The following is a 12,620-nucleotide window of genomic DNA, read 5'->3' on the forward strand; positions in this document are numbered from 1 at the left end:
TTTATAATGTATTTATTGTAGAGACGCACCGCAGTGCGTCTCCACGTCGAGTGTGTTTTATTTTTTCCTTCCAACAAATCGAATTACAGAACCAGTTCCGTTATGAAATAAGCCTTCGCTGAGTTCAATTTCTTTTTCTTCCAATTCAATGATTTCGTAATCTGGAAAATCAGCTTTGATTTCTTCTATTGAAAATAAGGATTCGATATCTTTTGGACCGCCGACTTTTTCGTTTTTAGTTACATACTCTAAATGTTTTTTACTGAAAGCTTCAAAAATTATAACCCCGTTTTTACACAAAAGTGCATCAAGCTGTTTATGAATTTTAGATTTAATTTCTGCCGGAAAATGTGCATAAATTAAAGCAATCGCATCAAATTGGTCTTCCTGAAAATTTAAAGTTTCGAGCTCGCCAACCTGATAATCGATTAAAACATTATTGTTTTTTGCCAAAATAAGGGCTTTGTTTCTGCCTTCTTCACTAATATCAAATGCCGAAACTTTCCAGCCCAGTTTTGCAGCAAAAACAGCATTTCGTCCTTCTCCCTCGGCAGGAAAAAGAATAGATCCAGTTTCAAATTTTTTTATTTGTTCTTTGAGGTAATTGTTGGGTTCTTCGCCGTATGCAAATTCTTCACTTTTGTAACGGTCGTCCCATCTTTTAGTCCAGTTGTTCATGAATTACGATAATTATTAATTTTCTATTTTATTTTTTAAAGCCAATAAATCGCCAGAGGTTAAATTTCCTGTTGTCATATTGTTCCGGATTGTACTTTTTAATTTCTATTTTTTCTCTGTCGGTTACTGCAATTCCAAAGTGATTTTCTATATTAGAATTTATTCTCTCAAATTTTCCTAAAGCCAGCATTTTTTCATTTATTCTGCATCCGTCATGATAGTCGTGGTAAATTTCAACAGGTAATGGTTTATAATGAGGAGTTGATTTGATATAAATGGTAAAAAAGTAGGGATCGAGATCACCAAATTCAAGACCAAAAACCAATGGGACTTCAATTCTTTGCTGCGTTATTGTGTTTTCAAATAAGCAATGATAGCCATGAACAAAATATTTCCATTCATCCATTTTTCTCCATCCTGTTTTAAATCTGCCAAAAGTTAATAGCGGAAAATCCGGATTAATAGTCGTTTTAAGTTTTTTTGCAAGACTGAATATTAAAGTTTCTCCTAATTGACGATAATCTTTTGCGCAGTCTTCAAAGAAAACCTGATTATCTTCAATTTCTTTGTCGGTTATTAATTTTGAGATGTTAATTTCCGGTTCTGTTAATGGCGCAGCAACAAGAAAAGCCTCTAATTTCTGTTTCAAATCTGCTGCAACATGCTGACGTTGATTCTCAATACTGCCATCGAAAACAATTTTTAAAATCTGGTTTCTTGGAATCTGACAAATGTGTTCCAAAGAGGGAATCTGCTCTGTAGATTGTATATGTATAATTTCAACTGGTTTGTTCATTTGTAGGTTTTAGGGGCTTTTTTATATCATCAAATATACTTAAAATCAAAAAAATACCCTTTCTCAAAATTTGAAAAAGGGTGTTTTTTTTATAACAGACTTTGTAAATCTTTATTTTTTATAAGTAAAAATTCTTGGGTTTACAGAAATCATTAACCATGCCCAGTTGTTAGTATGCCCTGCATATCCTCCTTTAACGTATTCCATAGTTTTTGAGCCAAACATTTGAGAATATCCTCCAGTTATAGTAATATCTTTTTTGAAATTATAACCAAAAGTGGCATCAATCTCAGTTCCCAGATATGAATCCATTTTTTCAAGAGGTGTAACGACATCTGCAGCAGTTAAAAATACATGCGGAATCAAAGCAAACTGCCATTTGTTTACATTGTAATTTAATTTGATAAAAACATCCTGTAACCCCACGCTGTTTGTGTAGTTTCCAACATAAAAATAATCCATATAACCATTAAATCCGTGGTTAGTTCCAAAAAGCGGATTGAAAGATTTGATTACTGTACTGCCGTCATTGGTGTCTTTTCCTGATAAAAATTCGTAACCCAATCCGGCTTTAAATGAATCTGTTACAGAGTAGTTAACATTAGCCGCAGCATTCCATGCACTTACCTTTAAGTCTGTACTCTTTCCGGTTTGACCATACAGCCAGAAGTTAGTGTCTAATTTATTCTTTTTATAGGTTACATACGTACCAAAAGTCTGTTTGTAATCTACCTTTAAATCCTGTGTTGGGTTAGCCGGAACAGCAGGATATTCGTAACCTGTATTAAGGAATAATAAACTTGCTCCTAAATCGCCTGTAAACTGATTGTGGTACCAGGCATACTGCATAGTTTTGTAATTGTTTGGAACAGTGTAAGGTGTCTGCACTAAATTTTCAGAAGTTGAATTGTAAGCACCTCCAAAATCCAGTTTCTGCTTTTCAGTATGGTACGAAAATATTAAGGCGTCATGGCTTTGACCTTGCTGCGCCCAGTCCAGTTCTCCAAGGATACGCTGGTTGTCATACGAAAGAACCTGACGTCCCATTCTGGCACTCCATTTTTCGTTAAAATTGTATTGTGCCCAGGCTTCGAAAACTGCTACACCATTTTTATCAGACTGGGTTGTTGTTGGAACATCTCCCCAGGTTCTGGTGTTTTGGAGCGTTAATTTTACAATTAAATTTTCCTGGTTAAAATTGAAGTTTAGACGGGATCTTTGTGAAATCTGCGAAGTCCCTTTCTGACCTTCATCGAGAAGTGATTTAAAACCGTTTCGATATTCAAAGCGCGGCCTTAACTGCAAGTTCACATCTAGTTCCTGTGCCTGAATTTCGAAACTTAATCCTAAGATAAGTACTAAAATTAGTTTAAGTTTTTTCATAAATTGTCATGTTTTAATAGATGGTGAATTTATAAGAAAAATAGTTCTTTTAGTATGATTTTAATCATATTTCTAATTTTTTTTTAATCTTGGCTTAACCTGTTGTTTTTCAGTTATCAATATTTAATACAAGTCTTTTATTGTTTATTTTTTTAGTAATTGTGTAGTGCATCCAGATCAGGCAGAAGATTGAAAACAACAGGATAAAAATCCAGGAACTTGACCAAATGCCTGTTGCTGTTAGTAAATATCCGAAAATTATAGGACCAAAAAAACCTCCCAAACCTCCAATCATACCCACCATACCGCCTACAACACCTACTTCTGTCGGGAAATATTCCGGAATATGTTTGTAAACCGCCGCTTTTCCAATTCCCCAGGAAATTCCAATTAAGATTACTAATATAAGAAAAATCCACATATTGGCATCAAACTTAATAACGGTAATGCCTTTTGCAATTAATTCTTTTTTTGCAATGTTTTGATTTTGAGTTACTACAACATCCTGCCAGCTTGATGAGGTTGGAAAAATGGTATTCTCATCTACGATTGCCGCTTTCTGCATAATAGGATATTCTTTATCTCCCACTTTTACGGTTTTGGAGTTGACCTCATTGACCATTCCTTTTTTAGCAGCCAGTATTCCGGGACCGGCAGTTGTAATTTCCATTTTCGGAACCATTAATAAAGCGCTTAAAATTACAGATGAACCTAAAACCCAATACATTACTTTTCTGGCCCCGAATTTATCAGATAAATATCCTCCAAAAGCCCTAATTACTCCGGAAGGTAAGCTGAACATGGTTGCAAATAAACCACCCATAACTAAGCTCGTTTGATAAACATTCATAAAGTTGGGTAAAAGCCATTGAGAATATGCTACAAAGCAGCCAAAAACTAAAAAGTAATACGCTCCAAAACGCCAGACTCTTTGTGATTTTAAAGGCGTAAGCATTTGCGAGACACTTTTTGTATTATTTTCTATTTTTTTGTTTTGAGCGAAAATTAAAAACGCAACACCTATTATAACTAATGAAATAGCATAAATAACAGGCAGAACTTTCCATCCGTTTTGCGGATCATTAATTGAAAAATGATTTAATAAAGAAGGGGCTAAAAAAGTTGTAATTGCAGCACCGGCATTTCCCATTCCGAAGATTCCCAGCGCGCGGCCTTGCCATTCTTTTGGATACCAAATAGAGGTGTAGCCAATTCCGACAGCGAAACTGGTTCCGACCATTCCGAAGAAGAAACTAAGTATAGCAAACATCAAGAAACTATCAGCGTAGGGAAGGAGAAATAGCGGAATTGCACTGAGTAATAATAAAAGGGAAAACACATATTTTCCGCCAAACTTATCCGTCAGGATTCCGATTGGGAGACGCATTACGGATCCCGTTAAAATTGGAATACCCAAAAGCCATCCAACCTGAATCACGTTCCAATGGAAAATTCCGTTATCGACTAAAAAGGTTACTAAAACTCCGTTTAGTGTCCAGCAGGCAAAACACACTGTAAATGCCAATGTGTTCAAAAATAAAATTTTATGGGATTGCGATAGTGAGTTTGTATTTTTCATAGCACTTATATTTTTATGTAAAAATAAGTACTATGACTTAGTTAAAACCTGCTAAAACGCAGTTTTTAGAAAATAATTACGTATTAATACGTAATTATTCTTAAATTAACGAATACTCAGCCGCCTTATTAGAAAGTTCCATTAAGTTTTTTACTTTCAGTTTTTTCATCAAGTTAAAACGGTGTACTTCGGCTGTTCTCTTACTGATGTCTAAAGCTTCTGCAATTTCTTTATTTCCCTTTCCTGATAATAAAAGTGTAAGGATTTCTTTTTCTCTTTTTGTAATCATCATTTCTTCACCCAAAGTTTGTTTAGGTTCTAATGATGCAGACGAGTTTGTCAATTGACCAATTAAGATTGAAGAAATGTCGCCGCTAAAATATTTTCCTCCAGCAGAAACACTGTGAAGTGCTTTTAGAAATTCTTCTTTTGAAGAACCTTTTAGTAAATAACCATCGGCTCCGGCTTTTATAGATTTCAATACATATTCTTCCGATTCGTGCATCGAAAGCATAATGATTTTTACACTATTATTTTCGCTTCTAAGTTTTTCTACTAGTTCGATACCAGTAAGATTTGGCATTCTAATATCAGCTATAAGTAAATCCGGTTTTGTTTCGCCAACCACTTCAAGTGCATCTGCACCATCAATAGCTTCGCCTACAACCTCGATGTTTGCTTCGTTTTCCAGTAAAGATTTGATTCCGTCTCGAACAAAAACATGGTCATCTGCTAATACTACACGAATGATATTACTCATAGTTTACTTAATTTTGATTCTGGATTTTTACGTATATTCATCTATAAAGAAGATGCTAATATACGTACTTTTTTTTATTTTAAATTCTAATTTACGAAATTCCAAACTCCAAGATTAAAAAATCATTAGAAATCTACGGGCAAGTTTCAATGACGAAATTCGAAATTCCAAATATTGTTGCGTTTAATTTTGTAAAAGTTTTAAACTTAGACAAAGTTTTTACACTCCAGTTTGTCATTCCGAGGAACGAGGAATCTCACGCGGGATTCTACAAAGATTGGTGATTTAGATTGTGGAATTTCTAGTGCGATTTCTCCTTTCAGTCGAAATGACAAACTGCTGAAATTCTAGGCCTCTTTTGAAAACGTTTGCCCGCGAGAGGGATAGGAGCAATCCGCCGCGGCGGAGCGGATAGCCCGACAGCATCCCGATAAAAAGGGGTATAAGCGCAAAGAGAAGTACCCTTTTTATCGGGATGGTGGCTCGCCCTGATTAATGAGATAATTAGTTAATTAGTTAATGTGTCAATTAGAAAATTAGATAATTGTTCTTTACTGCTCTGAGTAATTATCTAATTATCAAATTGGCACATTGCCACATTATTTTAGAATTGGGATGTTGAACGTAATCCTAGTTCCTTCTCCAGGAATCGAATTCATAAACACACGACCATTAATGTATTGGATTCTTTCTTTCATGAATAAAAGTCCCATTCCGGATTCGCTGTTGCGTTTTTTGTCGACTGAATTAACGTCGAAGCCTTTTCCGTTGTCGTCTACTATGATACTTAGAAGTGTTTCGCTATGCGAAAGTTGTACAATAATATGTGACGATTCGGCGTATTTTATGGCGTTGTTAATTGCTTCTTGCGTAAGACGGTAAATATTGATTTCGATTAAGGAATCTAAACGCTGGTCAAAATCGGTTTTATTGTAAAAAAGGATTTCTTTTCCGGTTAGTTTAGAAAGTTCCTGTGTCAATTTTGAAAGCGACGAAACGATTCCGTGATCGCTCAATTCCGGAGGCATCAGGTTGAAAGTTGCCGTGCGGACACCTTTTATAATATCCAAAGAAAGCTTCTTTAAATACTCAATTTTTTGCTCCGATTTTTCTCTGTCATCCAGATTGATGCTTTCTAAACTGAATTTTAATCCCGTCAGCATTTGGCCGATTCCGTCGTGAATTTCTTTGGCGATTCGGTTTTGTTCGTTTTCTTGATTTTCAACGATTTTGCTCGAAATAATCTTCTGCTGATTGATTTTTTCGGTTGTGTTTTCAAGGTTCAAACGTTCCACTTCACGTTGTGCTTTTTTGCGTTCGGTGATGTTGAAACAAACGATTAAAAGCTCCAATTCGTCTTTTTTGATCATTACGGGAACCATCGACAAATCGAGCCAGATTTCTTTTTCGTCTTTATTGATGATTTTCATTTCGCCCTGCCAGCCACTTCTTTGTTTTTCGAAGATTAAACGGTCAAAATTAAGCTGTTCTTTTTCATCTTCTGTTAGTACTTCAGAGAATTTTTTGTTGGATGAAAACTTGGTGTAATTTAAAAGTTTGGCGAATTTTTCTCCGATATGAATGATCGAACCGTCTGGCGTAATTCGGCAATAGAGAAGCGTATTTTCCATTGCATAATTGAGCGATTTTAACTCTTTTACCGAGTTTTCCTTGATTTCGCTTAATATTTCGGTGTCGTATGCGAGTTTTAAAGCTTTCTTTTCTGAAGACAGAAGTTTGGCAATTAATCTTTCGATTTTCTTGTTGGTTGGTTTGAAAATGAAGAAGAATTCTAAAAGCAGAACCAAAAGGGTAAAACCGAAAATCCAATATTCGATTCGGCGTTGTTCGGTTACTTTTTCGTGTGCTTCAAGATCGTATTGCGTTACAATCTGATTCATTTTTGAAAGGAAAACCCCTTCGTTTTTCAATATGATCTGAACCAGTTTTTGGTTTTCAATTTTCTTGTTTTTATCTTTTAAGTTTGAAATTAATATATGAGAAGCATTGAAAATTCTATTAAAATTTGGTTCTATTTCAAGATATAATCGATTTAAGATTTCACTTTTTTGATGTGGAAAACCCAAACTGTCACTTCCGTTTTCAAGTGCATCATGATTGTCTTTCCAAAGTTTTAAAACCTCTTTTAAGTGCGAAGTTTTTTTGGCTGTAGCCGAATCTGAAACGTAATGTAAAATCAGTACTTCTTTGACAATTTTCTGGCTCAGCATTCTCTGTTTTCCAGAAAAATTGATAATCTTAGAATCGCTTAATTGCTGATTCAGATTGTATTGTACCAAAAACTGACTAATAATTATGGTTAAGGCAATAGTAAGAAGCGCAAAAAAATACAGTCGGCGTAAATTTTTGAAAGTAATTTTTTCTGCTTCTTGATTGTCCTTTTTCATATTTTTTACAATCCTAAAGAAGCTTTTATTAGGTTTAAGTTTTCTTCAGAATAGTTGATTTTTAGAGCTTCCTGATGTCCTTTGTCCGACATTTTATCCCAAGTTTTCTTGATGATGTTTTTCAGTTTTTCATCATCATGTTTTTCTACAAAAGGTTCTAAGTAGTATTCTAAAAATACCAAACAAATTACATCCTCTAATAATTGGGTCTCGGCGTCTTTTTTAAGTAATTTTTTTTCAATTAAGAAAGAAACACGATCGATAAAAGTTTGATTATATCCGGCTTTTTCTAATATTCCGGCAGTAGTTTTGGCGTGGAATTTTTTTAGTTCTTCTCTCCATTTTAAGTAACCAATACGATCCATCGGATAGGATTCGCGTGCCACTTTCCAACGACAGATGTGCTGTGCTTTTGAGGCAATCTGAACTTCTTCTGAAGCGTTTGGTTCAAACTGCATCAGTTTTTCATACATCCTGTTTGAATACAGTAATTCTTTTGGATATTCTGTGTTTTGGTCTAATTCGATATTCGGATCTTGAGCATTTTCAGCATCAATCCATTCACTTGCTTTTTGAAAAGGTGTAGTCATTTTTTGGTTGGGTAATAGATTTTCAAAGATACGGAATTAAGTGAGAAAGTAGATAGGGAGATGAAAGAAGCAAGAAGAAAGATTTGAAAAACTTTGAGCAATCTTTCTTCTTTCTTCTTTCTTCTTTCTTCTTTCTTCTTCACATCTATAAAAAAGTCTAATCTACGAACCCCACAAAAACTTCGTTTTCTACAATCTTAACAGGGTACGTTGCAATACTGTAATCTTCACCGTTTAAGTTTGAACCATCAACCAATGAAAATGTTTTTTTATGCATCGGGCAGGCGATTTTCGGAATATCATCAGCAGAACCTGTCATTCCTCTTGAAAGCACCATTTCCATTTTGTGCGGACATGCATTTTGGCAAGCGTACCATGCATTACGACGGGCAAAATTGAAAATTGCAATTTGCTTGTTTTTGTATTTGATGCATCCGCCTCGGTTGGTTGGAAAATCTTCTACTTTACCAGCTTTGAACCAAATTGTTGCGTCGCTTGCGTGAACTGTTTCGTATTGATTTAAGATTTCTTCCATTTTGATTGAGTTTTGGGTTTCTGTTTCTTAGCCCTCTTTTACAATCATGAGAGTTATGATGGCGCAGTAAAAAGAGGGTAAGAAGGACAGCAAACGTTTAATTGTTTTTTTCTTTTTTTGGAGCTTTGTTGATGAAATTGCTCGCAAAGTCGCAAAGTCGCGAAGTTTTTTTCTTAAGTTTTTAATAATTTAATTTTGCGACTTGGCGTCTTTGCGAGATTAAAAACAGTTTTTTGTTTTATTTCTTTTAAATTTTTTGTCTAAGACCAAGCTTTTGGCATCTTTTGATCTCTTAACGGAACAAAAGCGATATTGTCGTCTTTTTCGTCAGAGTTTACGAAATGGTTGAAACGTTTCATTAATCTTGGTTTTTCCAGAACTTGTTTCCATTCGCATTCGAAAGTGTTAACCATAGTCTGCATTTCAGCTTCAAGGGTTTCGCAGATTCCTAAACTGTCTTCGATGATTACTTGTTTTAAATATTCTAAACCTCCATCTAGTTTTTCTAGCCAAGTTGAAGTTCTAATCAGTGGACCAGCAGTGCGGATGTAATACATTAAAAAACGATCCATGTATTTAATTACGGTTTCTTTGTCGATTTTCTCGGCCAAAAGAACCGCGTGTTTTGGATTTGCCCCGCCATTTCCGGCGATGTATAAATTCCATCCGCCTTCAACAGCGATTAATCCGAAATCTTTTCCGCGTGCTTCGGCGCATTCGCGAATACAGGCCGAGACTCCGCCTTTTAATTTATGCGGAGAACGAATTCCTTTGTATCTGTTTTCTAGTTCGATGGCAAATCCGGCGCTGTCGTCCATTCCGTAACGGCACCAGGCATTTCCAACACAACTTTTTACGGCACGAAGCGATTTTCCGTAAGCGTGACCGCTTTCAAAACCATTATCGATTAAGATTTTCCAGATTTTTGGCAAATCACTTAAATGTGCTCCAAATAAATCAACTCTTTGTGCTCCGGTGATTTTTGTGTATAAATCGAATTGTTTGGCTACTTCGCCAATTACGATTAATTTCTCTGCAGTAATTTCACCTCCAGCCACTCTTGGAACAACAGAATACGTTCCGTTTCGTTGAATATTAGCCAAAAATCTATCGTTTGTATCTTGAGTCGTTACGTGTTTATTCGCTGTATCATTGTAAATACTGGAGAAAATAGAAGCAACAACTGGTTTGCAGACTTCGCATCCGTCGCCTTTTCCGTGATGATCCAGAACGTCGTAGAAATTCTCGTATTTATTGATTTTTACTAAATCGAATAATTCCTGACGTGTATAGCTGAAGTGCTCGCAGATTACTTCTTTTACTTCTTTTCCTAAAGATTTTTGAGTTGCTTTTACCAAATCAGAAACCATTGGTTTACAGCCTCCACAACCAGAAGTTGCCTTTGTAGCTTTTACAACATCTGAAAAAGTAGCACAAGATTCGTCTAAAATTTTACAGCAGATAGCACCTTTCGTCACATTTTCGCAAGAACAGATTACGGCTGTGTCTGGCAAATCCATTACGCTTCCTAAAGATGAGCCTTCAGAACCGTCGCGTGAACCTAAAATCAAATCTTCCGGATTTTTAGGTAATGCCATTTCGTTAATATAAATCTGAAAAAGGGAACCGTAATCGCTGGAATCTCCGACTAAAATCCCGCCCAATAAAGTTTTAGAATCTTTGGTAACATTTATTCTTTTATAAATTCCGCTTAATTTGTTTTCGTAAACAATGGCAGTAACATGTTCATTTTCAATAAAAGGATCACCAAAACTTGCCACTTCAACACCAATCAATTTCAATTGTGTCGACATATCGATGGTTTCTCTCATGGTTTTATCACCATTGAGGATTTGCTCAGCGGCTACATCGGCCATTTCGTAACCTGGAGCAACAAGTCCGTAAATGTTTTGGTTGTAAAGAGCCGCTTCGCCAATCGCAAAAATAGAAGGATCTGATGTTCGCATTTGATTGTTTACCACAATTCCGCCTCTTACGCCAACTTCAAGCCCTGAAACTCTGGCCAGTTCGTCGCGAGGTTTTATTCCGGCAGATATAACCAGCATGTCTACTTTTAACAATTCGTCGTTTGCAAACATCATTCCTGTTATACTTTCCTTTCCGTCAATATATTGCGTTGCTTTGTTTAGATGAATTCCGATATTTAATTCTTCTATTTTTGATTGAAGCATATCGCTTGCACCCTGATCCAATTGTCTCGGCATCAAACGTGGCGCAAATTCTACCACATGCGGATTCAATCCTAAATCCCGAACTGCTTTTGCAGCTTCTAATCCTAATAAGCCTCCGCCTAAAACTGCCGCTTCAGTAGCGCCTTTTTGTTTTATTTTTTTGGCGTAAGTCATAATCGCGTCCAGATCTTCGATGGTTCTGTATACAAAAACGCCTTCTTTTTCGACCCCTTCAATTGGAGGAACAAAAGCCGAAGAACCGGTTGCTAAAACTAAGTAATCGTACGTATGTGTTTTGCCTAAGTGTGTATGTATTGTTTTTACATCACGATTTATATCTGTAATTAACTCAGATGTGTTTAGAATAATATTGTTTTCTGCGTACCATTCGGTTGTTGATAAAGATAAATCATCTGCCGTCTTTCCTCCAAAGTATTCGCTTAAGTGAACGCGATCGTAAGCTCTTCGCGGTTCTTCACCAAATACCGTGATCTGATACTTTTCCTGTCCTGATTTTGCAATGAATTTTTCGCAAAATTTATAACCAACCATGCCGTTTCCAACTACTATTACTCTAATCATGATTTCTTTGTTTAAGTATTACTACGCAAATATAAGTATTTATACTTATTTTTATACGTATTAAATTTATTTTTTTGTGAAAAACCGAATGTCAGTATCTAAGTATTTCGTCGTAATCGTATACGTACTGTGGTTTTAGACTGTATTTTAAGAAGTAGAAATTTTCTAAATTTGAAAAGATTCTAAATAAGGTTTTAAAAAAAATGTCGTAAATTCATAAGAATTTTACAGGTGTTTAAGTGGAAAAGAACATTTTTAAATAAAATTTTATGAAAAAAATACTTTTAGTATTGTTGTTATTAATTGGGATAACGGGCTGTAAATCTACAGCAGACAAGGAAACAAGTACATCTTCTTCGGGAATTTCGACCGAAGAAGATTTGAAATATTATTTTAAAGCGACAGGAAACGAACCGTTTTGGGGACTTAAAATAGGAAATGAGCATATTGTTTTTACTTCGCAGATTGTTGGAAAAGAAAATATTACTTTCAATTCGGCTGAAGCTGTTAAGGCGATGGATGCTAACGTTAAAATGTACAAACTAAGTAACGAAAAGACAACGGCGACGGTTACCATTCAGCAATTGGATTGTCAGAATTCGATGTCGGGAGCCATTTCGCCTTACAGTGTAAAGATTGAAATTAAAGATAATTCAGAATTAGAAGTAAAAAAGTTAAGTGGCTGCGGGAATTATGTAACTGATTATCGTCTTCATGATATTTGGGTTTTAGAAGAATTAAACGGTTATAAAGTCTTTGCAACTGATTTTCAGAAAGAGTTTCCAAGAATTGAGATTAATTCGGCAGAAAATAGGTTTATGGGATATGGAGGCTGTAACTCGATAACAGGACAAATCTTTTTTGAAAAAGATGTTTTGCGTTTTACCAAAGTAGTTTCGACTTTAATGGCTTGTGCTCCCGGAAATAAAGAGGGTGAATTTTTAAAAGCACTGCAAAGCGGTACAACATATTCTATAGAAAATAACCGATTAACTTTATCAAATCCGTCTGCTAAACTTTTAGTTTTTAAAAAAGTAGATTAGATTTTTAGATTCAAAATATGTCTTAAACTGTTTTAAAAAAAACTTCTGCTGCATAGCGTTACGATAAGGCTGTA

The 12,620-nt window shown here is 35.3% G+C and carries 10 protein-coding genes; 1 reads left to right on the top strand and 9 read right to left on the bottom strand.

All coding sequences use genetic code 11. From position 1 onward, the window contains the following. Positions 1-57: 57 nt before the first annotated feature. The 9 genes from OZP11_RS22155 to nirB form a co-directional block, all read right to left on the bottom strand. Entirely contained in the window at positions 58-678 is a 621-nt protein-coding gene (locus OZP11_RS22155) for a class I SAM-dependent methyltransferase (RefSeq protein ID WP_281232662.1), read from the bottom strand. Between the two features lie 28 nt (positions 679-706). Further along, entirely contained in the window at positions 707-1,474 is a 768-nt protein-coding gene (locus OZP11_RS22160; protein ID WP_281232663.1) for a DUF6896 domain-containing protein, read from the bottom strand. A 111-nt stretch (positions 1,475-1,585) separates the two neighbouring features. Then, a complete protein-coding gene (locus tag OZP11_RS22165) occupies positions 1,586-2,857 on the bottom strand; it encodes an alginate export family protein (RefSeq protein ID WP_281232664.1) in 1,272 nt (423 codons plus the stop codon). A 109-nt stretch (positions 2,858-2,966) separates the two neighbouring features. Next, positions 2,967-4,436, bottom strand: a complete 1,470-nt coding sequence (locus OZP11_RS22170) for an MFS transporter (protein WP_281232665.1) — start codon at positions 4,434-4,436, stop codon at positions 2,967-2,969. 100 nt (positions 4,437-4,536) lie between these two features. Then, on the bottom strand, positions 4,537-5,196 hold the full coding sequence (locus tag OZP11_RS22175) for a response regulator transcription factor (protein ID WP_281232666.1): 660 nt from the start codon (positions 5,194-5,196) through the stop codon (positions 4,537-4,539). 599 nt (positions 5,197-5,795) lie between these two features. Continuing rightward, complete coding sequence (locus tag OZP11_RS22180; RefSeq protein WP_281232667.1) at positions 5,796-7,604, bottom strand: PAS domain-containing sensor histidine kinase; 1,809 nt, start codon at positions 7,602-7,604, stop codon at positions 5,796-5,798. A gap of 5 nt (positions 7,605-7,609) precedes the next feature. Further along, positions 7,610-8,194 carry a DUF4202 domain-containing protein gene (locus OZP11_RS22185; protein ID WP_281232668.1) on the bottom strand — a complete coding sequence of 195 codons (585 nt, stop codon included), beginning with the start codon at positions 8,192-8,194 and terminating at the stop codon, positions 7,610-7,612. Positions 8,195-8,351: 157 nt separating this feature from the next. Then, entirely contained in the window at positions 8,352-8,729 is a 378-nt protein-coding gene (gene nirD, locus OZP11_RS22190; protein WP_281232669.1) for a nitrite reductase small subunit NirD, read from the bottom strand. Positions 8,730-8,989: 260 nt separating this feature from the next. Continuing rightward, positions 8,990-11,503: a nitrite reductase large subunit NirB gene (nirB, locus tag OZP11_RS22195; protein ID WP_281232670.1), complete on the bottom strand. Its 2,514-nt coding sequence runs from the start codon at positions 11,501-11,503 to the stop codon at positions 8,990-8,992. Between the two features lie 269 nt (positions 11,504-11,772). Between nirB and OZP11_RS22200 the strand changes: the two genes are divergently transcribed. Then, entirely contained in the window at positions 11,773-12,546 is a 774-nt protein-coding gene (locus OZP11_RS22200; protein ID WP_281232671.1) for an META domain-containing protein, read from the top strand. The last annotated feature ends 74 nt before the right edge of the window (positions 12,547-12,620 follow it).

The sequence above is a fragment of the Flavobacterium gelatinilyticum genome (assembly GCF_027111295.1).
Taxonomy (GTDB): domain Bacteria; phylum Bacteroidota; class Bacteroidia; order Flavobacteriales; family Flavobacteriaceae; genus Flavobacterium; species Flavobacterium gelatinilyticum.

Coding starts and splice junctions, on each gene's coding strand:
- OZP11_RS22155 (WP_281232662.1), bottom strand. CDS start 678: ATGAACAACTGGACTAAAAGATGGGACGACCGTTACAAAAGTGAAGAA.
- nirB (WP_281232670.1), bottom strand. CDS start 11,503: ATGATTAGAGTAATAGTAGTTGGAAACGGCATGGTTGGTTATAAATTT.
- OZP11_RS22185 (WP_281232668.1), bottom strand. CDS start 8,194: ATGACTACACCTTTTCAAAAAGCAAGTGAATGGATTGATGCTGAAAAT.
- OZP11_RS22200 (WP_281232671.1), top strand. CDS start 11,773: ATGAAAAAAATACTTTTAGTATTGTTGTTATTAATTGGGATAACGGGC.
- OZP11_RS22160 (WP_281232663.1), bottom strand. CDS start 1,474: ATGAACAAACCAGTTGAAATTATACATATACAATCTACAGAGCAGATT.
- OZP11_RS22180 (WP_281232667.1), bottom strand. CDS start 7,604: ATGAAAAAGGACAATCAAGAAGCAGAAAAAATTACTTTCAAAAATTTA.
- nirD (WP_281232669.1), bottom strand. CDS start 8,729: ATGGAAGAAATCTTAAATCAATACGAAACAGTTCACGCAAGCGACGCA.
- OZP11_RS22170 (WP_281232665.1), bottom strand. CDS start 4,436: ATGAAAAATACAAACTCACTATCGCAATCCCATAAAATTTTATTTTTG.
- OZP11_RS22165 (WP_281232664.1), bottom strand. CDS start 2,857: ATGAAAAAACTTAAACTAATTTTAGTACTTATCTTAGGATTAAGTTTC.
- OZP11_RS22175 (WP_281232666.1), bottom strand. CDS start 5,196: ATGAGTAATATCATTCGTGTAGTATTAGCAGATGACCATGTTTTTGTT.